A 24,402-nucleotide genomic window follows, 5' to 3' on the forward strand; every position below is an offset into this window, starting at 1 on the left:
TTCACATGCTCGATCTTTCCCGCGAGCGTCGTCGGATGGTCGATGTGCATCTCAGCCGGCGCGGCATCCATGATCGGGAAATCCTGGCAGCGATGAAAGAAGTTCCACGCGAAGTCTTCGTGGACCCAGGCTACGAGGAATTCGCTTACGAGGACGGGCCGCTGCCGATCGCGGAAGGACAGACGATATCGCAGCCTTACATCGTTGCCTTCATGCTGGAGATGGCGGACATCGGCCCAGGCGATCATGTGCTCGAGGTCGGCACAGGATCGGGCTATGCGGCCGCCGTGATGAGCCGCATCGTCGACCATGTCTACACGATCGAACGCCATGCGCCGCTTGCCGAGACCGCACGGCGGCGCTTCCAAAAACTAGGCTACGGCAACATCGAAGTTCGGATCGGCGACGGCACCAGAGGCTGGCCCGAAGCCGCACCCTTCGACGCCATCGTGGTGGCCGCGAGCGGACCGGGCGCGCCGCTGGCCTTGCAGCAGCAGCTCGACGTCGGCGGCAGGCTGGTCATTCCGGTGGGCGACGATCCTTACGAGCAGCGCCTGCTCAAGGTGACCCGCACGGGCGCATCGACTTACAGCGAGGAGGATTTCGGCGGGGTGCGCTTCGTCCCGCTCATCGGCGAACAGGGCTGGCGAGAGGAAAGCCGTCCGACGACTATCCGCGCGGTTCCACTAGCGCGCACGCGCAGCCTGCCGGAGATGATCGCGGCGGCCGCCGAGCCGCTTTCCGACTTCGACGACCCTGCATTTGCCGAACCGTTCGACCGTTTCGCGGACCGGCGGATCGTCCTGCTCGGCGAATCCAGCCACGGCACCTCCGAATTCTACCGGGCGCGCGCGGCAATCACCAAAAGGCTGATCGAGAGGCACGGCTTCACCATCGTCGCGGTCGAGGCCGACTGGCCCGATGCAGCGGCCATCGACCGCTATGTCCGCGGCCGAGGCGCCTCGCCTGGCGCCGATCAGCCGTTCCAGCGCTTTCCAACCTGGATGTGGCGCAACACCGAGGTCGCGGCATTCGTGGAATGGCTGCGCGAGCACAATGACAAGGTCAAGGCGCTGCAGCCTGAGGCAGGCTTTTATGGCCTCGACATCTACAACATGCGCGGTTCGATCGCCGCCGTCCTGGAGTATCTCGACCGCGTCGACCCGGAAGCGGCAAGGGTTGCGCGGGAGCGCTATGGCTGCCTGACGCCATGGCAGACCGAACCATCGACCTACGGTCGTGCCGCGCTGACCAAGGGCTACCGCGAATGCGAGAAGGCGGTCCTCGAGCAGTGCCGCGACATGCTGGCGAGGCAACTCGATCATGCCGGCCAAGACGGCGAGGAACTGTTCGACGCCGCGCAGAATGCCCGGCTCATCGCTTCGGCGGAGCAGTATTACCGCGTCATGTATTACGGCGGACCGCAATCCTGGAATCTGCGCGACACGCATATGTTCGAGACGCTCGAACATATTCTGGATGTACGCGGCCCGAACGCGAAAGCCATCGTGTGGGCGCACAATTCCCACATCGGCGATGCGCGTTACACCGAAATGGGAATCTCGCGCGAGGAAGTGAATATCGGCCAGCTCTGCCGGCAGCGGTTTGGCGATGCCGCGGCTCTCATCGGTTTCGGCACCCACACCGGTACTGTCGCAGCGGCGACCGACTGGGACGGCGAGATGGAAATCAAGTCGGTGCGGCCGTCGCGCGAGGACAGCTACGAGCGTCTCTGCCACGACGCCGGCATCGAGCGGTTCCTGCTTGACCTGGCACGCGACCCGAAGCTGCGCGACCGGTTGACCGAGCGCCGCCTGGAGCGCTTCATCGGCGTGATCTACCGGCCGGAAACCGAACTGCACAGCCACTATGCCGACGCTTCGCTGGCGCGGCAATTCGATGCCTTCGTCTGGTTCGACGAGACCAGCGCGGTCACCCCGCTCGGACCCGAACACGCCGCTGAAGGCATGCCGGAAACCTATCCGTTCGGCGTCTGACGCCGGAACATTCTGCGCCGCTTCCGGTTCGAAAGACATAACGAGGAAAGACCATGAGCGGAAACCAGCACCCGAAATCGAAAAAACCGAGCGATGCCGATATGGGCAATGATCCCGGCATTGGAACCTCCAAAGGCACCATCAAGGAAGGCGACGAGCTGGAGCACGGCGAGAACACAGTCGAAGGTGATGTAGAGAACGACACCACCGACGCAGGTGGCATCAACCCGCGCCAGAAGGTTCGCACAAACAAGTAAATTCAGAAATGAGATTGATCAGCGAGAATGTAATATTCCGGCACACGGTAGCAAATCATCATCAATGAACAAATTCCGCATCCTAGCAGAGACCTTTGGAACATCCGAGAGAATTTCTTGTTGACTCATATCGCAATAACGCGATCAACAGGAGATCCTTACCATGATCAAACTTCTTTCCGCATCGGTTCTTGCCATTGTCCTGGCGACTTCCGCCATGGCGCAAACCAGCGGCTCGGGCAACGGGGCGGGCACCAACGGTACCGGCGCTACCACAGGCACCACTGGCACGGGCGGCGCAACGGGTACGGGCAACGGCAACGGCACGGTCGATCCAAACGCAACCAACAGCACGAACAGCACCAAGTCCAACGGCGCAAACGACCGGTGCAAGGACGCCGCCGGCAACGACATCGACAACAACACAGCCAGCGGCAACACGACGTCCAACATGCAGAATTGCAACAAGTAAGCTATCGGCCTCTTGCACGGCCTCGAAAGCCCGCCTTTGAGAGGGCGGGCTTTTTGTCGTCAACCTTTCGGTCGAGCCGTTGCGGATCACATCCCGCGGTCAGGAACATACAGGCAGAAAGAGTGCTGCGAACTGTTGTCGCCGCCCGGCTTGCATTCATGGAAATATTCGTCACGCGATCGCTTGATGCGATGGTCGCTGTAGGGGATCAGCTCGCCGGTCGAAAGCTGGTAGCCATACTTCGTCTCCTTCACATCCGAAGGCGGCGCCTGGTAGCAATCCACCCCGGCGCAGCAGGAAGGCTCATACTGCCAGCCCGCCGGCGCCTGGTGCGCCGATGCCGGGCCCCAGAGGAGGCTCGCCAGGACACTTGCGGTCAGAGGAAGCCATGCCCGCCGGCGGAGTGGATGTAACCCAACCGCCGCTACCCGTTCTCGCAGATGCTTGCTTGATGCTGTTTTGTTCATAACCGATCCGCCGTGGTTGCGGCAGCTCCGGATAAGTCCAGAGCCTCACGATCCGCCGCCGGATCGCCGGCGGCGGGCATTCCCCGAACTTAGAAGTCATAGCTATGTTCCACGGCGTCTGCGGCGCCGTTCATTCCTTCACATACGCCCCGGGCTGACGGCCGCTCCTAGGCGCCTTGGCGTCCTTGGAATGCTCAGCCACGGACGGACCGGCGCCTGAGCCCTTTTGCGTCGCCGGGCTTGGGGTCGGCTGCCGCGGGCCTTCTGACTGCCGCGTCTTGTCCTCGACCTCGCCCTGTCGTCTGGTGAGGCCCATGTCGTCCTGAGGCTTTTCATTCTCGGCAGCGTCCTGCGAGAACTGGTCGGCAGGATCCGGATCGCTATTGGCTGGATATTTTGTGGCGCCGGTCTCGCGGCGGTTCTGATTGTTCATGAGTGATCTCCATTTTCTCAATGGAGAAGTAACACCGGCGCGAAGGCGACGTTCCCGACCCGGCACGGTACACGGCACCTAAGTTTCGAGTCGGACGGAACAAAGCTTTCGGCAATCAATTAGGCGCGGGCAGCAGATGAGGCGCGAAGGAAGCTCGTCATGGACAGGGAAGAACGCATCAGGCAACGCGCGCACGAGATATGGGAGCGGGAAGGCCGCCCCGAGGGACGCCAGCAGGAACACTGGGATCAAGCCGTCCAGGAGATCGAGTCGGAAGGTTCGGAGGCCGAGCGCGGTCCGGTGGCGCCCGATCCCGCTGTTGGGGTCGGCTCGGACCCGGCCGCCAACAGGCCGGGCGGCTGAGGTCGCGGATGCGTCATATCACAATTGCGCTCGGCGTTCTGTTGATCATTCTGATCGCCCTCTGGGTTTGGGCTGGCCAGAACGGCGGGCGCCCGGCTGGCGGTGCCCAGCAGCCCTCGCCGCACGCGATCGACCAGAACGGCTAAAGCGCGTCGCGTCGAAACGGATTCGCGCGACGCGCTTTAAGCCTTTGTTTTGATGCATGTCGTTCTCCCAAAACCGCTGCGCACTTTTGGGCGACATGCATTAAGCGGAGGACGGCTCGCCTCATCGCACCGTGGTATCGCCGGGCTCGTGGCGCCTTGCCTTGGCGGGTACGAACCGGCCGGCGTTGGCGCGCAAGCCTCTGAGGAACTCCTCCACATAGGGCAGCAGTTCAAACAGCGCGATGACGATCATGACGATGGCGACATATGCCACCGGCAGTTGCTCCTGCTTCCAGGCAAGGTCGAAGCGCGCCCTCTCCGTTCCGGCTCCGAACAGCGCCAGAAACTGTCCCCAATGCAAGGACACGACACTGACCAGGCCCATCAGCGGGATCATCTCCAGGAAGCTGTGCACATGCTGCTCGATCGGGCTCACCGTGCGCGCCGTGGTCGCGTAGCGCACGTCCCACATCGCCGTCGCTTCATGGACGAAGAAGGTGACGATCATCACGGCGATGACCAGGGCGTTCACCTCGAGGAACATTGCCGCAAGCAGCGGGATTCCGACCTCGGCGAACATCAGCAGATGGATGAGCGATTCCTTCGCACCGGTGGTGGATTCTATGTGGGTCGCACGGTGGCAGAGCCAGTCGGCAAAACCCGCGATCAGCCAGACCGGCAAGACGAAATACATCAGGATGAGGACCATCGGATCGTCAAGCACGACTGCCCCCTATCTATCGCCATTGTCCGCGTTCCGCTTCAGCTTTGCCGCCTCGCGATCGAGCACGTTCGGATCGTTTCCGTATTTCAGGATCAGCGCCAGCGCCAACCCGCTTGGAATTCCCGCTCTTTCCGCGAGGTCGCGGACACGTTCGGCGTTCTCACGCTCGTGGTCGTCCTTGGAGGCTTCGTCGTGCGATGTCATGGTCCTGGTTCCCGGCCTAGCCCCGCCTGTGCCGAACCGCAGGCCGGCGCAATGGTTCCATGCCTGCCGGATCAGATCGAAGCGCATGCAGCGAACGGCCGGAACGGTTCCCCCGTCGCTGCGTTCTAACATCTGGCTTCCCTGCGACCTCATTGTCACGCGCCCCGGTGTTGGCGCGCCTCGCTTTACGGTTGCGGTATGCGAACTGAAGGAGCTCGTGTGCGAAACCTCAGGGGACTTCACCTCTTGATCGCGGAGGACGAGTGGCTGCTCGCCAGCGATCTGGCGACCTTCTTCGCCGACATGGGCGCCATCATCCTGGGACCGGTGGCGACGGTGGAGCAGGCCGGGCGGCATGCGAAAGCGGCCGAGGCCGCAATCCTGGACATCGACCTGCACGGCCGCAAGATTTTCCCGATTGCGGACGAGCTGATGCTGCGCAACGTGCCCTTCGTGTTCTTCAGCGGATATGACGACATCGCCATCCCCGAGCATTTGCGTTTCGCGAGCAGCCTGAGCAAGTCCTCGAACCGCGCCACCCTGGTCGATGCGCTGTTCCCGCCGGAGCCCTCCGCAGAACCAGCGGCCGTCGCGCAGCAGGTGTCTGCGGCGGAGGACGTCGTCGCGCTGCTGCCCAAGCTCCGGCTCACCGCGCGCCTGCTGCTGGACGATGCCGGGGCCTCCGACCGCCTTGTCGAGCACACTTTGGAACGGGCGCTCGAGGATATCGACAACAGGCCCGCTGACTCGTCCATCGCCGACTGGCTGAACGCCATCATGCGCAGGATAGCGCAGTTGCGCGGAGCTTCTCTTCTACACTGATCATCTCTGCACCGATCGTCGGGCAGCCGAGCCGCCGGCGACCTGCGCTCGCCGGGCGACCAAGCACGCCTCAATGCGTAAATCGGCTTCTGACCCAGGCGAGGATCCGGCTGCCTCTTACGATCCGGCGCACCCGCGCGGCGGCCCAGCTGGCCTGCATCGTCGCGCCGGCATGGCAGCTGCAGACCACGTCATGCAATTGCCAATCGGACAGTTCGAAAAAGCGCTTCGCCTCGCCATAGGTGTCCGATTGCAACCCGGCCGCGCGCAGCAGCGGATCATCGAAGGCAACCGCGAGCGCGGAGCCATCCGCCCGCACCCTTTCACGCACACTGGGATCGACATATTCGGTGCCCGTCAGCGCCGAGAGGCAGCGCTGGGGATTGCGGTCGAGCAGTTCCGCCCACCGCTCGATCCGCTGCCTTCTCGTTGCAAGGGGAATCAAGCCGAGCCGGTCGACGACCGCCACCGATTGAAGTTCGTATGAGGTCTGATGCTTCATTGCTGTCTCCTGTGGTTGTGGCGGCGACATCTGCACGGCGGCGCGGCAGGTCCTGCCGGGCCTGAAGCCCACGCCTGCGAGGGGACAGGCGCGGGCCGACCAGGTGTTGCCCACCCGTCTTCAACAAACGCCTTGGAGCGGCGTCTGAGGCGAACCCGAACTGCCAGCGATCTCCTATGTTCCAGCCATTCTGGCTTAGGGAGTCGGATGACGAGGTTGGGGCCATAGCGTGGGCCTCCTGAGCAGCCGAGCCAGTGCGAAGGTGCGAGTTCGCACCGCCCGATCAGTCGACAAGATCGCGCGCCCGGCCCGGCTAGCTCTTTACGAGAAATGTCACAGCGGAATTAGCGCTGCCTTTCGCCGCCCGTTTCCTTGGCGTGCCGCAGAAGGTTCGAGACATCGGTTATGAGCCGCCGCGCGCGGGCTGACTCATGCCTCAAAGTAGTCCTGATTCGGTCGCTCTCTGCCCGCAGCCTGTTTGCCCGCGCTATAGCTGCTTCGCTTGCCGCGTATTTCTTATCCATGGCTAAATCCTGGTCACCTTGTCGAAGCCAAGCCGCGTCTTCTGCCTTTCGGCGTAGTTCTCAGCATCGGCTTCGCAGTCGAAAGACCTGACGGTGACATGCCCCGGTTCTTCGATCATCACGTGCCATTCGGCACCGGCTTCCGCCAGTGTCACCGCTTTCTCAGGGGCGATGGGATCGTCCAGCCTATGCATTCGCCGTTCTCACAATGGCAGCGCCAGTCGCTGCCCGAGCGGCCAAGATCAAGGATTGTTCTCCCGCTCGCCTTAACGTGTGTTTACATGGCGCAAAGAAAGACCCGTCGCCGGGGACGAAGCAGCGACGGGTCTTCGCACCGGACACCTGGAGCGGACATGACCGCAGCGCCCTAAGCGCGAATGCCGGTGTTTGTTCCAAAAGAAAACCCTGCCAGCACCCCGGAAAAAGCCGGCGAACCGCCGCATCGCCGCGACCACCCGACAATCGAGAAGCGGCAGCGATGGAACATCGCGCGGATTGCATTGTTAAACACCTGACCGGTCGCTGAACCGCGATGGCGCCATCACCGCAACGGAACGGTTCTTACAGCCCAATCTGGAGGCTCGTCGCGGAATGGCCCGTTCCACAAGCCCAGCGAAAAACCACAACATCATCGTCATCGGCGCGTCGGCGGGCGGGGTCGAGCCCCTGAAGAAGATTGTCAGCGATTTGCCAGCCGATTTGCCGGCGGCCGTGTTCGTCGTGGTGCATGTCGGCCAGGTCAGCTACCTGCCCGAAATCCTCGACCGAGCGGGACCGCTCGGCGCCATGCCGGCCAGGAACGGCGCGGCGTTCAGGATGGGTTGCATCTATGTGGCGCCACCCGGTGTCCATCTCCTCCTTCACGATGGCCATATGATGCTGCGGCGCGGTCCGCGCGAAAACCTGGCCCGACCGGCCATCGATCCCTTGTTCCGCTCGGCGGCGCTGAGCTACGGCGCCAGCGTCATTGGCGTGTTGCTGTCGGGCTCGCTTTCGGACGGCACCGCCGGGTTGAGGGCGGTCAAGGCTGTGGGCGGGCTGGCGGTGGTCCAGGACCCCAACGATACGCTGGTGCCGGCGATGGTTGAAAGCGCGCTGCATTTTGTCGAGGTCGACCACTGCCTGCCGGCGGCGAAGCTCGGGGCTTTGCTGGCAAAGCTCGCGGCTGAGCCCGCCGGCGAAACCTTCGCAGCCCCACCGACGGTCAGACTGGAGGCGGCCATCGCCGCGCAGGAGCATTCGACCATGAAAGAAGCGGATCGACTTGGCGAGTTGTCGGTGTTTACATGCCCGGAATGCCACGGGCCGTTGTGGGAGATCGAAGACGGTGACATGCTGCGTTATCGGTGCCATACCGGGCATGCCTTCACCGCCGACGCCGTGATGGAGGCGCAGGCGATCGAAGCGGACGAGATTCTGTGGAGCCTGCTCCGCTCGCATCAGCAACGGGCGGCGTTTGCCAGGCGGATGGCGGATCGGGAGCGGGCAAGGCACCGCTCCGAACTCGCCGTTGAAATAGGCAAGCGGGCGAAGGACTATGAGGCGGATGCCGCTGTAATCGAGCGGATCCTCGAAAGCAGGCGGATTCAGGTAGCGGGCAATGGCGAAGTCGGGGCGGAAGGCAAGCACAAGGAAGGCAACGATTAGTTCGCGCGAGGGCGCGAAAGAGCCCGCCCCCTTTCCGCTGATCGGCATTGGCGCATCGGCGGGCGGCATCGCTGCGCTGCAGAAATTCTTCCCCGAAGTGCCGGCCGACAGCGGCTTTGCCTATGTGGTGATCCAGCACCTCGACGCCGAGCACGAAAGCGTGCTTGCCAGCATCATCCAGCGCTCCACCGCGATCGAAACCCAGACCGCGGCCGAAGGCATGGAGATCGAGCCCGACAAGATCTACGTCACGCCTCCAGGCGTATCGGTCACCGTACGTGACCAGCGCTTCCACATAGCCAAGATGGCCGCGACACGCGCCAGGCGGACGCCGATCGACGATTTCTTCACCTCGCTGGCGCAGGAGCAGGCGGAGAATGCGGCAGGCATCATCCTGTCCGGGACGGGCAGCGACGGCACCATCGGGCTGAGAGCCATAAAGGAACGCGGCGGCCTTACCCTGGCGCAGGAGAGTGCCGAATATGACGGCATGATGCGCAGCGCCGTCCAGAGCGGCCTGGTCGACATGGTGCTTCCGGCCGAGGAAATGGCGGTCAAGGTGATCAGCTATTTCCGCCACTCCAACCACACCGAAGGCGAGCGCGACCGCCGCAAGCGCGATGTCGCCGAACAGCTTTCGCGCATCGCGGCGCTGCTGCGCGTGCGGACCGGCCACGATTTCAGCGGTTACAAGGACAACACGATCCTGCGCCGCATCCAGCGCCGCATGCAGGTGCTGCAGATCGACGACCCGGCCGCCTTCTACGAACGTCTGCGCGACGAGCCGCAGCAGGTCGATCTGCTGTTCCAGGACCTCTTGATCGGCGTCACCAGCTTTTTCCGCGACGAGCACGCCTTCGATGTGCTGGAAAGGCTGGTCATTCCTCGGCTGTTCGAGAGCCGCAAGCCCGACGAGACGATCCGCGTATGGGTGCCGGGCTGCGCGACGGGCGAAGAGGCTTACTCGATCGCCATGCTCCTGAAGGAGAGCGCGCCGCGCGGCGCCGCCTCGCCCAATCTGCAGATCTTCGCCACCGATATCGACGAACGCGCGCTGGAGGTGGCACGCGCCGGCCGTTATCCGGCGACGATCGCGACGGACATAACGCCGAAGCGGCTCAAGGAGTTTTTCTCGCGCGAGGACGGCACCTACCGCGTTTCGGCCGACCTGCGCGAAGTCTGCCTGTTTTCCTCGCACAATCTGTTGCGCGACCCGCCCTTCTCCAAGCTCGACCTGATCGCCTGCCGCAACCTCCTGATCTATATGGGCCCGGAGCTGCAGGAAAAGATCGTCCCGATCTTCCACTACGCGTTGCGCAACAACGGCTATCTCTTTCTCGGATCCTCGGAGAATGTCACGCGGCACGCCCGCCTCTTCTCCACCGTCGACAAGACGAGCCGCATCTTCCAGAAGCGCGGCGGGGTCACTCCGCACCGGCTGCCGGAATTCCCCCTCGCCGCCGCGGCCAGGCAGACGACGCCGAGCGCGCGCCAGCGGGCAACGAACGGAACTTTGCAGGAGGTGGCAGAGCGTGTCATCGTCGAGCGCTATGCGCCGGCCTATGTGGTGACCAACGCGGCCGGCGAGTTGATGCACAGCTCGGGCGGCACCGGCAAATATCTCGAGCTCGCCGCGGGCGCTCCCGACCACAACGTCTTTTCCATGGCAAGGCGCGGCCTTCGCATGGATCTGCGCGCCGCGCTCCACAAGGCGGCCAGCACCGGACAGGTGGCGATCCAAAACAAGATCAGCATCGGCACCAATGGCGGCCGACAGACAATAAGCCTGGCGGTGCAGCCGTTACCCTCCGACGGCTCGGCGGACCCGCTCTACATGCTGGTCTTCCGGGACATCGGCGGCATCAAGCCGGAGCCCGATGACGAGCCCGTCCACACGACCGACGATGTGGAAAGCGCCAATGTCAGCCAGCTCGAAAGGGAGCTGAGGGAAACCAAGGAGCGGCTGCAGATCACGACCGAGGAGCTCGAATCCTCCAATGAGGAGCTGAAATCCTCCAATGAGGAATTGTCCTCCATCAACGAGGAGCTGCAGTCGTCCAACGAGGAACTGGAAACCTCGAAGGAAGAGCTGCAGTCGATCAACGAGGAACTGCAGACGGTTAATGCCGAGCTCAACATCCGCGTCGACGAGCTTAGCCGCGCCAACAACGATATGGCCAACCTGCTCGAAAGCACGCAGATCGCCACCGTGTTCCTCGACCGCGACCTCTGCATCAAGAGCTTCACGCCGACGGCGCGCGACCTGTTCCGCCTGGTCGAAAGCGACGTCGGCCGGCCGCTGGCGCATGTGCGCCCGCGCTTCCCCGCCGATGGGCTGCAGGCCGATATGGAACAGGTGCTGCTGAGGCTGGGCACGATCGAGCGTCAGGTCGAGGGTACCGACAGCGGCCGGCGCTACATCATGCGCGTCCTGCCCTATCGCACCGTCGACAATGTGATCGCCGGCGTCGTGGTCACTTTCGTCGACGTCACCCAGATAGCCCGGGCGGAGGAAAAGATCGGCGTGCTCTCGCACGACCTGCGCAACCGCGTCGAAAGCCTCGAGACCCTGCTCGACCTGGTGCCGGTCGGCATCTTCATCGCAGAAGACGGCGACGGCGCGGAGATCCGCGCCAACCGCCGCGCTGTGGAGCTCGCGGGGCAACGCGCCACCGGCGACAAGCTGATCTCCGTCCCCGCCGTCCTGCCGCTGACGCTCAATGGCGCCAAGGTCGACGCCGACGACCAGCCTCTGATGAAGGCAATGCGCACCGGCAAGGCTATCCCGGGCTATGAAGCGCGGATTCTGCGCGAGGATGGCTCGGGCATCGACGTGATGATGTCGGCCAACCCGCTGTTCGACGAAAACGGCAGGGTTCGCGGCGCGATCGCGGCACTGGTCGACGTCTCGAGCCACAAGGAGGCCGAGCGCAGTCAGGAAAGGCTGCTGCATGAACTGCAGCACCGCGTGAAGAACATTCTCGCCACCGTCACCGCGCTGACATCGCGCATGGTGCGCACGGCGGGTTCGGTGAGCGATTTCTCAACCTCGTTCCAGCAGCGGCTGCAGGCGATGGGCCGGACCCACGAAGTGCTGTCCTCCTACAACTGGACCGATGCCGATCTCGAGCAGCTGCTGCGGGCGGTCCTGTCGCCCTACGCCAGCAAATCGCGCAGCAATATCGTCATCCGTGGAAAGCCTTTGCAGCTCGGCGCAAGCATGGCCGCGACGCTCGGCATGGTGTTCTTCGAGCTCGCCAGCAATGCGGCGAAATATGGCGCGCTCTCGACCGAGGAGGGTCGGGTCGAGGTGACATGGAACACCGACAAAGCCGGGGTTCTGTCCATCCACTGGCGGGAAGTCGAAGGTCCCGTCGTTACGGAGCCGCCGCAGCGAAATTTCGGAACCAGCTTCATCCAGCAAAGTTTAGAATATGAACTCGGGGGTAAGGTCGGACTGCGATTTGAACCCTCGGGACTGGAATGCGATATAGAAATTCCGCTGGCGTCAGGCGCTCGCCGATAGCATTCTTGCTGTGTGCTTAGGATGAACACAAATACACCCTTGTCGGGTCTTAATGTCCTCGTGGTCGAGGATGTGTTCATGCTCGCACAAGATCTCGCCGATCAGTTGGCGGGCGCTGGATGTACCGTGGTGGGACCGGCGCCTACGGTCCAACAAGCACTGGATCAAATCGACGGCATTGCCCTGGACGGCGCCTTGCTGGATGTCAATCTTCGCGGGGAGCGAAGCTTTCCTTTGGCCGAGCATCTTGCGCGCGATGGCGTTCCTTTCATTTTCCTCACCGGCTATGACAGCGCCACAGTTTTTCCCGACAAGTTTCGCGACTCGCCGAAGCTGACCAAGCCGGTCGACTACGGTCTGCTGATCGAGGCGGTGTCGCGGTTCCGCAAAGGTGACGCCGCGCCGGGCTGAAATGGCCTTGATCGGGCTCGTCTATCGCTCGGCGCGATTCCCTACCAGTTGGCTCGCCAGTTCGATCAGGTGCCGGATCGGCGCCGGTTTCGGCACATAAGGCGCGCCGTGGAAGATCGGCGACTGGAATTCCGGATCATAGCCCGAATGGACGAGGAAAGGCACGCCCGCTTCCTTGAGGCGGGCGGCTGCGGCGCCGCGCTGGCCGTCGAGCAACTGGATGTCGATGATGGCCAGGTCCGGCTTGTTGTCGTCCAGCCAAGCCGCGGCGGCCCGCTCGGACGCCACGCAGGCCACCTCGAAACCGCGCTCCTTCAGGCCATTCGCCACGTCCGACGCGATCAGGTACTCGTCTTCAATGATCAGTGCCAGGGGCGCTGCCATGGCGACCTCCTCTGACAGGCGCATCCCTTCCGGACCGACGGCCGATCATACGCCGCCGGCCAGGGAAACGCACCACGCTTTGCTTCGAAGCGGTTTCGGGGTCCCCAACAGGATTAGGACCGGCCTGGTTCAAGCCCGTCTCCTGGTGAAGCTCGATCACGTCGGGGTGAGACAGGGGCGCGCGGGCCTGAAGCAGACGAAGAAACTCAGGTCTCAGCCCGTCGCCTCGTGAATTTGCAAGCGCATGCAGTGACATGAGGGAATGCATCATATTACCTTTCACAGATGCCGCCTCCCTCACATCGCGGCGGTTGCCCTTTCCTGCCTTGCTTCCTCGAAATCGACGGACACGACGACAGCGCCGTCGCCGCCACGAACCCGAACCGCCCAACCGTCCTGACCGGGTTCGGCCGCATCGTCGAGCAGATCGATCGCCGAGCGCAGCGCTTCGTGACGAACAGCTTCGAGGTCGGGCAACTCGACGCCCTCGAGCCGCCTCACACTGCCACCCTCGCGATATTCGAATGTATAGGGACCCTGGTTCGTATCGCTTGGCCGCTCGTTGCCGGGTCGGCCTGCGTTCACCATCCCGTCCGGTCCGTCTCGTTCTGAGGGGCCGCCGAAAGCGGCGCATTGAAGCATCATCTCTCTGGCGCGATCGATAAGCGCGGCGTCGCCGAGCAACGGGTCTGACACGATCATGGTGACAGCGATGCCCTCCCCACCCTCGCCAAGAAATTCGACCGTAGCGCCTTTGGGACTTGCATGTATCGCTGTGTCGAGAACTTGCATTGCCGCCTCTCTGTCCTGGTATCGAGGATAAAAAGCTCCCCTGGTCCCGAAGGTTCCGTCCGAGCTCAGGAATCGAATCCCGAAAACCAGGCCTGACGCTCCTGTCGCGTCCGTGATGAATGCGCTGAGCTCGCTGGCAACTCATTCTTCGATTGCGGCCCGGTTGGAACAGCGGGGCCGGATGAAGGTTTTGGGAACAAAGGAGACGCCGAATGTCACCCAACCCACACACACCGGCCGAGGCCCGCGGCGAAATCCAGGCCGGCAGGACGCAGGACAAGACACCCGGATTCGATCCGGCGGCGGCACCGCAGGAAGCAGACGCCGAAGCCGGTGCTGTCTCGACGTCCGCCGCGCCGGCCGAGCCGCGCAAACCGAACTTCACCAACCAGGCGAGCTTTGCCAACGCGATGCGACCGCCGGAGAACGCGCCAGACCTTGAGCCGCGCAGGAACGGACCGGTCCTGGTCATCGTGGCGCTGGTTGTCCTGGCCGCGGTCGCCTTTCTGCTCGCCGCAGCCATCCGCTAGGCATGGAAGGAACATCATTCGCCGCCCCAGGTTTGATAGCGCAAGGAGGTTATTGCGATGCCGAGCTTGAGAAGTTTGTTTCGCCATCTGTGGCGCTGGAAAGCACAGCCTGCGACCGACCCCTCTCCAGTGGACGCCATTGTGCGGCTGCTGCGCGACGCCGAGAAGCAGCGCGGATCCCGGCGTTCGGAATAAAAGTATCCTGACGGCTGGTGTCTCCGGATGGTCGAGCGATCGCCGGAGTCACTCCTCGTCAAAGATGTGCTCGTGGATGATGCCGAGAATCTGCAGCTTCACCGTTTCCCGCGCTTCGGGCTTCACGAAGGGCATCAGCAGATCGACCGTCTCCTCCACCCTTCGCGGCAGGTCGGCGCTCGGATCGCTCAGGTAGCTGCCGTGGGCATAGAGGTTTTCGGTCAGCTTCCTGTTCAGGTCGGAAAAGAGTCCCATGGCGATTGCTCCTTGCCGATCCAACAGCCGGAACGCCAACGCGGTTCCCTCAGCCGCCATGACACCAGTCCCGACCGCCTAGCTCTTTCGGTCGCGCTTGACGAATTTGTTGAAGCGGCTCGTTCCGCCGCCGCCGGCTTCATCCTGATGCAGGAAGGCGAGATCATTCTCGTCGAAAATGCGGAAGAATTCGTCCCACCCGATCGCCTCGAACGTATCTTCAGGCTCGCCGAAATCGATACGCAGGATGCCGCCCTCGCCTTTCGTGCGAACGACGGCCGGTCGTCCCTTCCGTTCTTCCACCCATTTCCGGATCTCGTCGTGATTGGTGGTCGTCTTGGCCTCGGACATGGATTTCCCTTTCTCGCAGCGAGGATTGGTGAGCGGTCCTAACAGCAGCCAACAGGCAATGTTCCAGCGGGTTGCACAGCCCTTGTCCAAGCTGCGTGACCTGCCGCGGCGGGAACTTTGTTGAAGCAGGGAACAAACCTTTTACCGCGCAGTTCGGGGCGCCGAAGCAAAATCCGCAAGGGAGTCATCGTGAAACGAGTATTGGTTACGGGAGGTTGCGGCTTCATCGGCCGCCACGTCGCCCAGGAGCTCGCCGACCATGGCTATCGCGTGCGCCTGCTCGATGCGCTTGTCGACCAGGTGCACGGCACTGAGGCCATCAACCTTCCGACCGGAGCCGAGCTGATCAAAGGCGACGTTCGCGATCGCGATGCGGTCGCCGAGGCGGTTTCGGATGTCGACGCGGTCATCCACCTGGCGGCCGAGGTCGGCGTCGGCCAGTCGATGTACGAGATCGCCCGCTATGTCGGCACCAACGATCTCGGCACGGCGGTGCTGCTCGAGGCACTGATCAAGAAGCCGGTCGAACGGATCGTCGTGGCATCCTCCATGAGCATCTATGGCGAAGGCCTCTACCGGACTGCGGACGGCGAGCGGATCGACAATGCCCGACGCAAGCCCGCTGACATTAAGGACGGCCTGTGGGATCTCAGATCGGCATCGGGCGAAGCCCTGTCGCCGATTCCCACCGACGAGGAGAAACGGCCCGATCTCGCCTCGATCTACGCGCTGACGAAATACGCGCAGGAGCGCGCCGCGCTGATCTTCGGTGAGGCCTATGGCATCGACGCCGTGGCGTTGCGTCTCTTCAACGTCTTCGGGGCCGGACAGGCGCTCTCCAATCCCTACACCGGCGTTCTCGCCAACTTCGCCTCGCGTCTCGCCAACGGCAAGCGGCCGACGATCTTCGAGGACGGCGAGCAGAAGCGCGACTTCGTTCATGTGCGCGACGTCGCCACCGCGTTCCGGCTGGCGCTGGAGCAACGGCAGGCCGCCGGGCATGCCATCAACATCGGCAGCGGCCACGCCTATTCGATCAGCGAAGTGGCCCGTCTGCTTGCCAAGGCGATGGGCATTCCCAAGCGTCCACCCGAAATTCTCGGCAAGGCGCGCTCCGGCGACATCCGCAATTGCTTCGCCGACATTGCCAAGGCGCGCGAGCTGCTGGGCTTCGAGCCGAAGCATCGGCTGGAGAATTCGCTCGGTGAATTCGCCGCCTGGGTTCGCAACAGCGTCGTCATCGACCGCGGCGCCGACATGCGGCGCGAGCTGGAAGAGCGAGGATTGGTCTCATGACCCAGACGCACCGCCACGCCCGACAGGCGCCCGTAGCCGTTATCGGCGGCAGCGGCTTCATCGGCTCCAATCTCGCAGACAGCCTGCTCTCCGACGGGGAAACTGTGCTGGTCGTCGACAATCTCAGCCGTCCAGGCGTCGAGCAGAATCTCGATTGGCTGGCGCAAAAGCATGGCGAACGGCTGATCGTCGAAATCGTCGACATTCGCGATCTGAGCGCGTTGGCCACCGCGCTGGCGCCGGCCAAAGCGATTTTTCACCTCGCCGCTCAAACAGCCGTGACGACCAGCCTGAGCGATCCCGCTGAAGACTTCGACATCAACCTCAAAGGGACGTTCAACGTGTTGGAAGCGGCTCGCGGCGCCGGAGCTCCCGTGATCTTCGCCAGCACCAATAAGGTCTATGGCAGCCTGCCGCAGATCGCGGTGCGCCAAGCCGACGATCACTATGAACCGCTCGACGAGGACGTGCGTACGAGCGGCGTCGCTGAGAAGATCGGCCTTGATTTCTGCACGCCCTATGGCTGCTCGAAGGGCGCGGCTGACCAGTATGTGCTCGACTATTCCAAGTCCTACGGCTTGCCGACGGCGGTGCTGCGCATGAGCTGCATCTACGGGCCGCGCCAGTTCGGCACCGAGGACCAGGGCTGGGTCGCGCATTTTCTGCTCAGCGCGCTGTCGAGCCGGCCGATCACCATCTACGGCGAGGGCCGACAGGTGCGCGACATCCTGCATGTGTCGGATGCCGTGGCCGCCTATCGCGGCCTGTTGGCCAGGATCGAGGACCTCAAGGGCCAGGCGTTCAATCTGGGCGGCGGCCCGCGCAACGCGGTCAGCCTGCGCGTGCTGCTGGCGGAGATCGCCGACATGACCGGCAGCGACATCACGATCCGCCACGACCACGAGCGCATCGGCGATCAACCCTACTTCGTCGCCGACACCCGCAAGCTGCAAGCCGCGATCGGCTGGCAGGCGCGTGTCCCATGGCGCGAAGGCGTCTGCGATCTCGCCAGCTGGCTGCTGCGGCATCGGCTCCAATCGCGCCCCGAAGCCACGAGGTACGTCGCATGAAAGTCGCCCTGGTCAATCCGTTCTGGACGTATGAGCACAGCATCTATTTCGGCTGCCGCCAGCCGCATCTGCCGCTGGAGCTCGGCTATTCGAAGGCAATGCTGGACGCCGATGGGCACGACATCCTGATGCTGGACGGCTTGCTGCAGGGGCTGGACAACGCGGCCCTTGCCGATCGTGTGGCTGACTTTGCGCCGGACATGACGGTGGTAACCACCGCCCCGACCTATCTGTTCTGGCGCTGCGCGCCCCCGGAACTGCGTGTTCCCGGAGAATTCCTCAACCATCTCGCCGGACGCGGTGGACGTACCGTGGCGGTCGGACCGCATGGCTCGGCGACGCCTGCCCCGACCTTGCGCAAGCTCGGCGTCGATGTCGTCGTGCGCGGCGAATGCGAGGAGGTCGTGGCGGAGCTCGCGCGGCAAAGCGACTGGAGCAAGGTTGCGCACACGGCCCGCCTCCAAGGCGAGGGTCTGGCCTGCAACGGCGGCGTTCATGTCAGCCCGTTCGTCGATCATCCGGCGCTCACCTGGCCGTCCGACTGGGTCGCGGCGCATGGCCATCACCACCATAGGTTCGATACCGTCCAGAAGGGCGCCGGCGCCGAGGTGGAGGCCTCGCGCGGCTGTCCCTACAATTGCAGCTTCTGCGCCAAGATCGATTTTCGCGATGCCTATAGGCGCAGGAAGCACGATGCGATCGTCGCCGAGATCGACGCGCTGATCGCGCAAGGGGTCGGCTACATCTATTTCATCGACGAGATATTCCTGCCGCAGAAGGCGCTGCTGGAGGCGCTGGTCGATCGCGACGTCCAATTCGGCGTCCAGACCAGGATCGACCTCTGGAAGCCGGAACTGCTCGAGCTGCTCGGCGCGGCCGGCTGCGTCTCGATCGAGGCAGGCCTCGAAAGCCTGACCGTCGAGGGTCGCGAGATGCTTGCCAAGCGCTGCCGCCTCGACACCGAGGACCTCGCAGCGCTGCTCATTGACGCTCGCCGCAACGTGCCTTTCGTCCAGGCCAATCTGATCGGCGTGGTCGAGGACGACCCGGCGCTGGTGGATTATTGGCGCAAGCACCTCATCGATCACGGCGTCTGGGCCAACGAGCCCGTGCCGCTCTATCCCTATCCGAGCTCTCCCAGCTACCGAGAACTCTGGGGCGAACCCGACGACCTCGCCTGGGAGCGCGCGCATGAGCACTACCTCGCCTCCTTCCGCTCCTTCAGCGACATCCAGGACCAGCGCCCGCATGCGCTGGCTGAGTTGGAGTCCTCATGCTGCAATCACTGATCCATCGTCCGCGGGGCATCCTGATGACGACCGACGCGGTCGGCGGGGTGTGGCGCTACTGCCTCGACCTGGCGCGCGAGCTGGCGGCCGGCGGCGACAGCATCGTGCTTGCCGGGCTCGGACCCGAACCTTCTCCGGAGCAGGCGCGGGAGGTGGGGTCTTTTGCAACGCTGGCTTGGCTGAAATGCCCGCCGGATTGGATGACGCGCGACGAAAGCGATCTCGCCCGCTTGCCGGGCGAATTGCGGAACCTTGCCGAGACCTATGCGATCGATCTCGTCCATCTCAATGCGCCGACGCAAGCGGCCGGGCTTGATCTGACATGTCCTATCGTCGCGGTCTCGCATTCATGCGTGGCGACATGGCTGCACGCGGTGCGTGGGCAGGCGCCGGCGCACGATTGGTCCTGGCAGCGAGATCGCAACAGAGCCGGATTCGATCGCGCCGACGTCGTTGTCGCTCCGAGCCGAAGCCATGCCGAGATGCTCCAAGCCTGCTACGGCGCGATCGCAGGGTTGGGCGTCGTCCATAATGGCGCCCTGCCAGGCCCGAGACCGGGCCGGCGCGAACCTTTTGTCTTCGCTGCCGCGCGCTGGTGGGACGAGGGCAAGAATGCGACATCGCTCGACGCCGCCGCCGCGCTCTGCGATTGGCCCATTCGGGTCGCCGGTCCGCTCGCCGGCCCCGACGGTCAGCGCGCCCGTTTCGACAACTGCGTCTCGTTCGGGCCGTTGGATCACGGCAAAGTCCGCCGGCTGATGAGGCAATCCGGAATCTTCGTTTCGAGCTCGATCTACGAGCCTTTCGGGCTAGCCGCCCTTGAAGCCGCGCTCTCGGCCACGCCGCTGGTGCTCGCCGATATCGCGACCTACCGCGAGATCTGGGACGGTGCGGCCATGTTCTTCAACGCGCGCGACCCACATGCGCTGGCCGACTGCATCGGGAGCCTGTCCCGCGACGAAAGCCTGCGGCGCAAGCTCGGCAGGCGCGCCGCGCGGCGGGCACGCCAATTCTCGCTGGGCAAGCAGGTGAGGATGATGCGCGACATCTACAACCGAGCGGCGCTGACCGCAGCGGGGCGTTGACCATGCGTTTTCTGTTCTACACCCATTCGGCGGTTTCCGACTGGAACCACGGCAACGCGCATTTCCAGCGCGGCATCATGCGAGAGCTTATCGCGCGTGGCCATGGGGTGGCCGCGCTGGAGCCCGCCGATGGCTGGAGCCGATCGAACCTGCTCGCCGAGCAAGGCCCCTTCGCCGTCGAGCGCTTTCGCAAGGATTTTCCGGAACTAATGGTGGCCGCCTACGATCCCGGCTTCGAGCACGAAGCGTGGCTCGCCGGCGCGGATGTCGTGATCGTCCACGAATGGACGGACAAAGACCTTGTCGCGCGTATCGGACGGGCGCGAGCCTACTGCAACTTCACACTCCTGTTCCATGACACCCATCACCGCGCCGTATCGGCGACCGAGGCGATCGCGGCGCTTCAGCTGGAGCATTATGACGGAGTGCTGGTCTTCGGCGAAGTGCTGCGGGAAAGCTATCTCCGCGCCGGCTGGGGCAGACGGGTCTTCACCTGGCATGAGGCCGCGGACGACCGGCTGTTCAAGCCGTTGCCCGAGATCGACCGTGAGTCCGATCTCGTCTGGATCGGCAATTGGGGCGACGACGAACGCAGTGCCGAGATCGCCGAGTTCCTGATCGAGCCGGCGAGAGCGCTTGGATTGTCGGGAACCGTGCACGGGGTGCGCTATCCGCCGGATGCGCTTACGGCCCTCGCGGATACCGGCCTGTGCTATGAAGGCTGGATCGCCAATGCCGATGTGCCGAAGGCCTTCGCCCGGCATCGCGTCACCATGCACATCCCACGCCGGCCCTACCGGGAGAGCCTGCCGGGCATTCCCACCATTCGCATGTTCGAGGCGCTGGCCTGCGGCATTCCGCTTGTGTCTGCGCCATGGGCGGATGTCGAAGGGCTGTTCCGCGCCGGAACGGATTTCCTCTTCGCCCGAAACGGCGACGAGATGAGAGGTCACCTCCGCGACGTGGTGAACGATCGCGAGCTCGCGGAAGCGCTGGCCGCATCGGGCCTGGAGACCATCCTTGCGCGGCACACATGCCGGCACCGCGCCGACGAAATGTTCGCCATCCTCGCCGCATGCGGCAATCGCGACGCGACTGAAATCAAACCTGCAGCGGAGGCCGCCGCATGAAAATCGCCTTTTACGGATCGAGCCTCCTGTCGTCCTACTGGAACGGCGCGGCCACTTATTATCGGGGCCTGCTCAAGGCCCTGTCGCAGCGCGGCTATGACATCGTCTTCTATGAGCCCGACGTCTATGACCGGCAGAAGCATCGTGACATCGAGGCGCCGGACTGGTGCAGCGTCGTGGTCTACGAGCCGACAGCGCATGCGCTGATGCAGGTCGCCTCGCGCGCCGCGCAGGCAGACATCGTTGTCAAGGCAAGCGGTGTCGGCTTCGAAGACGATGCGCTGCTGCAGGCAGTCCTCGACAATGCCCGCCCAGAGGCGCTGACCGTGTTTTGGGATGTCGATGCGCCGGCGACGCTAAGCGAATTGCGCGACGACGCCGACCACCCGTTGCATGAGGCCCTGAAGCGGATCGGCATCGTGCTGACTTATGGCGGCGGCGACCCGGTCGTCTGGGATTATCGTGCGCTCGGCGCCGCGGAATGCGTGCCTATCTACAATGCGCTCGATCCTGAGACGCATCATCCCGTCGCCGCAAATCCGCGCTTCGCCTGCGACCTGGCCTTCCTCGGCAATCGGCTGCCCGACCGCGAGGCGAGGGTTGACGCCTTCTTCCTCGACCCGGCCCGTAAGCTCGGCGGCCAGCGCTTCCTGCTTGGCGGCTCCGGCTGGGCCGACAAGCCGCTGCCGGCGAATGTTTCATGGCTGGGGCATGTCGGCACCAGCGATCACAACGCCTTCAACGTCACGCCGAAGGCCGTGCTCAACATCAGCCGCGACAGCATGGCCGCCAACGGGTTTTCGCCCGCGACACGTGTCTTTGAAGCAGCAGGGGCCGGCGCGTGCCTCCTGACGGACGCCTGGCTTGGCATCGAGTTGTTCCTGACCCCTGGAGAAGAGATCCTGGTGGCCCGCGACGGAGCCGATGTCGCCGAGATCATGCACACTCTGACGCCGCAACGGGCGCAGGCGATCGGCGCGGCAGCGCTGCGGCGCGTTCTGGCGGAGCATACCTACACGCTGAGGGCTCGGCTCGTGGACGACATCTTCAAGGCGCATTTCGAGCGCCGCGCAATGGAGGCTGCGGAATGACGAAACCGCTCGACATCGTTTTCCTCGGACTTTCCCTGTCTTCGTCCTGGGGCAACGGCCATGCGACGACTTTCAGGGGACTGCTGCGTGCGCTTGACGAGCTCGGCCATCGCGTCACCTTCTTCGAACGCGACGTCTCCTGGTACGCGCATCACCGGGACCTGCGCGACCCCGATTTCTGCGACTTGCGCTACTACGAGACGGTCTCGGAGCTGCGCCGCAACCACCGGCAGGAGCTGCAGCGCGCCGACGCGGTGGTGATAGGTTCCTTCGTGCCTGAAGGCAGGGCGATCATCGACGACCTTGCTTCGCGGTGCACGGGGCAGTTCTGCTTCTATGACATCGACACGCCGGTGACGCTGGCGCGGGTTGCCGAGGACGATTGCGACTATCTTGCCCGCCGGCAGATTCCCTATTTCGACGTCTATTTCTCCTTCACCGGCGGACCGACGCTGGAGCGGCTAAAGTCCGAGTTCGGCGCGCGCCGGGCGGAGGCGCTCTATTGCTCCGTCGATCCAACGCGGCATCGTCGCACCAGACACGCCGTCGAATGGGACCTTGGTTACCTTGGCACCTATAGCGCGGACCGGCAGCCCTCATTGGAAGCGCTGCTCCTGGAGCCTGCACGGCGCCTGCCGGACCGCCGCTTCGTCGTGGCCGGCTCGCAATATCCCGCCGACATCGCATGGCCGGACAATGTGGAGCGGATCGAGCACCTGCCACCTTCCGAACATGCCGCCTTCTACAGCCGCCAGCGCTACACATTGAACCTTACGCGGGCTTCGATGATCGCGGCCGGATGGTCGCCCAGCGTGCGGCTTTTCGAGGCCGCTGCCTGCGGCACTCCCATCATAAGCGACCGCTGGCCTGGACTCGACGATTTCTTCCCGGTTCCGGCGATCGAGACGGCGTCAAATGCTGGAGATGTAAAAAAGATCCTCAGCGCCAAGTCCGATCGGGCAAGGCTCAATATGGCCAGACTGGCGCGCGAGGCGGTGCTTTCAAGACATACCGCCATGGCAAGGGCACGTGAATTCGTTTCGGCGCTGACGCCGTCTGTCGGGACGCGTCCGGCGGTCGATCTGGACGTCGAAAGTGCAGCATGAGCGGCAGACAGGAGACCATCGATATGCGGCGATCAAAAAGGGCTGAACAAACAGGGACGGCGCTCGTTGCCGGCGGCGCCGGTTTCCTCGGCTCGCATTTGTGCGAGGCGCTGCTGCATGACGGCTATCGCGTGATCTGCGTCGACAATTTCCTCACCGGCAGAATGGAGAATGTCAGTTCGCTGGTCGGCCAGGCGCGCTTTCGGCTGATCGAGCAGGATGTTTGCACCCCGCTGGAGCTCGGTGAACCTGTCGATCGCGTTTTCAACCTGGCCTGCGCGGCATCGCCGCCTCGCTATCAAGCCGACCCGATCCATACGACCCGCACCTGTGTCATCGGGACCCTCAATCTTTTGGAGCTCGCCGCCAGCAACGGCGCCCGCTTCCTGCAGGCATCGACAAGCGAGGTCTATGGCGATCCGGAACAGCATCCGCAGCGCGAGGATTATGTCGGTCACGTCAACTGCACCGGACCGCGAGCCTGTTACGACGAGGGCAAGCGCGCCGCCGAAACGCTCTGCTTCGACTATCTGCGCGCCGAGATGGCCGATATTCGTGTCGCCCGTATCTTCAACACCTATGGGCCCAGGATGGACCCCGCTGATGGCCGCATTGTCTCCAATCTGGTCATGCAAGCGATCGAGAAACGGCCGCTGACCATATTCGGCGACGGCCGGCAGACCCGCTCCTTCTGCTATGTCACAGATCTGGTCGAGGGATTGCGACGCCTGATGGATGTCGATCCCAACCCCCGCCAACCGGTCAATCTCGGCAATCCGGGGGAGTTCTCGATCCTCGAACTGGCAAGACTGGTACGCGAGCTGACCGGGACCAGATCGCCCGTGAAGTTCCTGCCTCTGCCTGAGGACGACCCGCGGCGGCGCCGCCCCGACATAGGCCGCGCAAAGGCGCTTCTCGGCTGGTCGCCCAGGGTGCCTCTCAGGCAAGGCCTGATGCAGACGATCGTCTACTTTTCAGGGATGGACGATCTCGCGATCGAGCCCGTCGCTGCAATCGACAGAGCGGGTCGGGGAAAGCTGCAGAACCTGCAGCTCTGAAGCAGCGGCATCTTTTCACCGGGGCGGAACAACCAATCGATATCGCGGTTGGGAATGACAACCGCGATGGAGGAAGAGCTGTGCAGCCGAAGCGATCAGTCAACGACATCGACCAGATGGCGGCGGCGGAAACCGCCGCGTTCCTGCGAAGAGCTTCCATCACTTACCTCGAGTGCTGCGTCAGCCTGATGATGACGCATCTGCAACGGGAGGAAGTGGCGAGTATCCTGGAGCAGGAAGCCGACATGTTGCGCAGGCTCGACTGAGTCCAGGCT

At 63.7% G+C, this 24,402-nt stretch carries 30 protein-coding genes; 20 read left to right on the forward strand and 10 right to left on the reverse strand.

Annotation, left to right across the window (positions count from 1 at the left end; all coding sequences use genetic code 11):
* Positions 1-5: 5 nt before the first annotated feature.
* From EN852_RS02465 to EN852_RS40715, 3 genes are all read left to right on the forward strand, one after another.
* Complete coding sequence (locus EN852_RS02465) at positions 6-1,997, forward strand: protein-L-isoaspartate(D-aspartate) O-methyltransferase (protein ID WP_127874765.1); 1,992 nt, start codon at positions 6-8, stop codon at positions 1,995-1,997.
* A 53-nt stretch (positions 1,998-2,050) separates the two neighbouring features.
* A complete protein-coding gene (locus tag EN852_RS02470) occupies positions 2,051-2,254 on the forward strand; it encodes a hypothetical protein (RefSeq protein WP_126062604.1) in 204 nt (67 codons plus the stop codon).
* Between the two features lie 163 nt (positions 2,255-2,417).
* Positions 2,418-2,726, forward strand: coding sequence for a hypothetical protein (locus EN852_RS40715; RefSeq protein ID WP_189545665.1), 309 nt, complete (start codon positions 2,418-2,420; stop codon positions 2,724-2,726).
* Between the two features lie 86 nt (positions 2,727-2,812).
* Here EN852_RS40715 and EN852_RS02480 read toward each other — a convergent pair whose 3' ends face one another.
* Positions 2,813-3,193, reverse strand: coding sequence for a hypothetical protein (locus EN852_RS02480; protein ID WP_127874767.1), 381 nt, complete (start codon positions 3,191-3,193; stop codon positions 2,813-2,815).
* 130 nt (positions 3,194-3,323) lie between these two features.
* Entirely contained in the window at positions 3,324-3,626 is a 303-nt protein-coding gene (locus EN852_RS02485; protein ID WP_127874768.1) for a hypothetical protein, read from the reverse strand.
* Positions 3,627-3,785: 159 nt separating this feature from the next.
* Between EN852_RS02485 and EN852_RS02490 the strand changes: the two genes are divergently transcribed.
* Together EN852_RS02490 and EN852_RS40720 are read left to right on the forward strand one after the other, a co-directional pair.
* Positions 3,786-3,989, forward strand: a complete 204-nt coding sequence (locus tag EN852_RS02490; protein WP_095819879.1) for a DUF2934 domain-containing protein — start codon at positions 3,786-3,788, stop codon at positions 3,987-3,989.
* Positions 3,990-3,997: 8 nt separating this feature from the next.
* Positions 3,998-4,135 carry a hypothetical protein gene (locus tag EN852_RS40720; RefSeq protein ID WP_189545667.1) on the forward strand — a complete coding sequence of 46 codons (138 nt, stop codon included), beginning with the start codon at positions 3,998-4,000 and terminating at the stop codon, positions 4,133-4,135.
* A 121-nt stretch (positions 4,136-4,256) separates the two neighbouring features.
* Here EN852_RS40720 and EN852_RS02500 read toward each other — a convergent pair whose 3' ends face one another.
* Both EN852_RS02500 and EN852_RS02505 read right to left on the reverse strand, forming a co-directional pair.
* Positions 4,257-4,859 carry a diguanylate cyclase gene (locus EN852_RS02500; protein ID WP_127874770.1) on the reverse strand — a complete coding sequence of 201 codons (603 nt, stop codon included), beginning with the start codon at positions 4,857-4,859 and terminating at the stop codon, positions 4,257-4,259.
* Positions 4,860-4,868: 9 nt separating this feature from the next.
* Entirely contained in the window at positions 4,869-5,063 is a 195-nt protein-coding gene (locus EN852_RS02505; RefSeq protein ID WP_127874771.1) for a hypothetical protein, read from the reverse strand.
* Positions 5,064-5,309: 246 nt separating this feature from the next.
* Here EN852_RS02505 and EN852_RS02510 point away from each other — a divergent pair, with 246 nt between their 5' ends.
* Positions 5,310-5,885 carry a response regulator gene (locus EN852_RS02510; RefSeq protein ID WP_246694151.1) on the forward strand — a complete coding sequence of 192 codons (576 nt, stop codon included), beginning with the start codon at positions 5,310-5,312 and terminating at the stop codon, positions 5,883-5,885.
* 70 nt (positions 5,886-5,955) lie between these two features.
* Here EN852_RS02510 and EN852_RS02515 read toward each other — a convergent pair whose 3' ends face one another.
* Complete coding sequence (locus tag EN852_RS02515) at positions 5,956-6,387, reverse strand: hypothetical protein (RefSeq protein ID WP_127874773.1); 432 nt, start codon at positions 6,385-6,387, stop codon at positions 5,956-5,958.
* Between the two features lie 526 nt (positions 6,388-6,913).
* On the reverse strand, positions 6,914-7,105 hold the full coding sequence (locus tag EN852_RS02520) for a hypothetical protein (protein ID WP_127874774.1): 192 nt from the start codon (positions 7,103-7,105) through the stop codon (positions 6,914-6,916).
* Between the two features lie 183 nt (positions 7,106-7,288).
* Here EN852_RS02520 and EN852_RS40725 point away from each other — a divergent pair, with 183 nt between their 5' ends.
* From EN852_RS40725 to EN852_RS02535, 4 genes are all read left to right on the forward strand, one after another.
* Positions 7,289-7,426: a hypothetical protein gene (locus EN852_RS40725; protein ID WP_189545669.1), complete on the forward strand. Its 138-nt coding sequence runs from the start codon at positions 7,289-7,291 to the stop codon at positions 7,424-7,426.
* A gap of 76 nt (positions 7,427-7,502) precedes the next feature.
* Complete coding sequence (locus EN852_RS02525; protein WP_127874775.1) at positions 7,503-8,558, forward strand: chemotaxis protein CheB; 1,056 nt, start codon at positions 7,503-7,505, stop codon at positions 8,556-8,558.
* Positions 8,512-12,084: a CheR family methyltransferase gene (locus EN852_RS02530; protein ID WP_127874776.1), complete on the forward strand. Its 3,573-nt coding sequence runs from the start codon at positions 8,512-8,514 to the stop codon at positions 12,082-12,084. The genes EN852_RS02525 and EN852_RS02530 overlap by 47 nt, the downstream gene beginning before the upstream one ends.
* A 21-nt stretch (positions 12,085-12,105) precedes the next feature.
* Entirely contained in the window at positions 12,106-12,495 is a 390-nt protein-coding gene (locus EN852_RS02535; RefSeq protein WP_127874777.1) for a response regulator, read from the forward strand.
* A gap of 21 nt (positions 12,496-12,516) precedes the next feature.
* Here EN852_RS02535 and EN852_RS02540 read toward each other — a convergent pair whose 3' ends face one another.
* Positions 12,517-12,879, reverse strand: a complete 363-nt coding sequence (locus EN852_RS02540; RefSeq protein ID WP_189545671.1) for a response regulator — start codon at positions 12,877-12,879, stop codon at positions 12,517-12,519.
* 297 nt (positions 12,880-13,176) lie between these two features.
* Positions 13,177-13,581, reverse strand: coding sequence for a hypothetical protein (locus tag EN852_RS02545; RefSeq protein ID WP_135879531.1), 405 nt, complete (start codon positions 13,579-13,581; stop codon positions 13,177-13,179).
* 302 nt (positions 13,582-13,883) lie between these two features.
* On the opposite strand from EN852_RS02545, the gene EN852_RS02550 reads away from it, so the two are divergent.
* A complete protein-coding gene (locus EN852_RS02550; protein WP_127874780.1) occupies positions 13,884-14,201 on the forward strand; it encodes a hypothetical protein in 318 nt (105 codons plus the stop codon).
* A 243-nt stretch (positions 14,202-14,444) separates the two neighbouring features.
* Here EN852_RS02550 and EN852_RS02555 read toward each other — a convergent pair whose 3' ends face one another.
* The gene (locus tag EN852_RS02555; protein ID WP_127874781.1) at positions 14,445-14,651 is read right to left on the reverse strand and encodes a hypothetical protein; all 207 of its coding nucleotides are present in this window, start codon (positions 14,649-14,651) and stop codon (positions 14,445-14,447) included.
* Positions 14,652-14,729: 78 nt separating this feature from the next.
* Positions 14,730-15,002 (reverse strand): hypothetical protein, encoded by a 273-nt coding sequence (locus EN852_RS02560; RefSeq protein WP_127874782.1) that lies wholly within the window; start codon positions 15,000-15,002, stop codon positions 14,730-14,732.
* Between the two features lie 189 nt (positions 15,003-15,191).
* On the opposite strand from EN852_RS02560, the gene EN852_RS02565 reads away from it, so the two are divergent.
* The 9 genes from EN852_RS02565 (at position 15,192) to EN852_RS02605 (ending at position 24,393) form a co-directional block, all read left to right on the forward strand.
* Positions 15,192-16,298 (forward strand): SDR family NAD(P)-dependent oxidoreductase, encoded by a 1,107-nt coding sequence (locus EN852_RS02565; RefSeq protein ID WP_127874783.1) that lies wholly within the window; start codon positions 15,192-15,194, stop codon positions 16,296-16,298.
* The gene (locus EN852_RS02570; RefSeq protein ID WP_127874784.1) at positions 16,295-17,368 is read left to right on the forward strand and encodes an NAD-dependent epimerase/dehydratase family protein; all 1,074 of its coding nucleotides are present in this window, start codon (positions 16,295-16,297) and stop codon (positions 17,366-17,368) included. The genes EN852_RS02565 and EN852_RS02570 overlap by 4 nt, the downstream gene beginning before the upstream one ends.
* Complete coding sequence (locus EN852_RS02575; RefSeq protein WP_127874785.1) at positions 17,365-18,657, forward strand: TIGR04295 family B12-binding domain-containing radical SAM protein; 1,293 nt, start codon at positions 17,365-17,367, stop codon at positions 18,655-18,657. Before EN852_RS02570 ends, EN852_RS02575 begins: the two co-directional genes overlap by 4 nt.
* Entirely contained in the window at positions 18,642-19,742 is a 1,101-nt protein-coding gene (locus tag EN852_RS02580) for a glycosyltransferase family 4 protein (protein ID WP_127874786.1), read from the forward strand. Before EN852_RS02575 ends, EN852_RS02580 begins: the two co-directional genes overlap by 16 nt.
* Before the next feature lie 2 nt (positions 19,743-19,744).
* Entirely contained in the window at positions 19,745-20,872 is a 1,128-nt protein-coding gene (locus EN852_RS02585; RefSeq protein WP_127874787.1) for a glycosyltransferase, read from the forward strand.
* Positions 20,869-21,963, forward strand: coding sequence for a glycosyltransferase (locus EN852_RS02590; RefSeq protein WP_127874788.1), 1,095 nt, complete (start codon positions 20,869-20,871; stop codon positions 21,961-21,963). Before EN852_RS02585 ends, EN852_RS02590 begins: the two co-directional genes overlap by 4 nt.
* On the forward strand, positions 21,960-23,069 hold the full coding sequence (locus EN852_RS02595; protein ID WP_127874789.1) for a glycosyltransferase: 1,110 nt from the start codon (positions 21,960-21,962) through the stop codon (positions 23,067-23,069). The genes EN852_RS02590 and EN852_RS02595 overlap by 4 nt, the downstream gene beginning before the upstream one ends.
* A 23-nt stretch (positions 23,070-23,092) precedes the next feature.
* Positions 23,093-24,127 carry a UDP-glucuronic acid decarboxylase family protein gene (locus tag EN852_RS02600; RefSeq protein ID WP_127874945.1) on the forward strand — a complete coding sequence of 345 codons (1,035 nt, stop codon included), beginning with the start codon at positions 23,093-23,095 and terminating at the stop codon, positions 24,125-24,127.
* A gap of 80 nt (positions 24,128-24,207) precedes the next feature.
* The gene (locus EN852_RS02605) at positions 24,208-24,393 is read left to right on the forward strand and encodes a hypothetical protein (RefSeq protein WP_095820198.1); all 186 of its coding nucleotides are present in this window, start codon (positions 24,208-24,210) and stop codon (positions 24,391-24,393) included.
* The last annotated feature ends 9 nt before the right edge of the window (positions 24,394-24,402 follow it).

Source organism: Mesorhizobium sp. M2E.F.Ca.ET.209.01.1.1 (assembly GCF_004010375.2).
Taxonomy (GTDB): Bacteria; Pseudomonadota; Alphaproteobacteria; order Rhizobiales; family Rhizobiaceae; genus Mesorhizobium.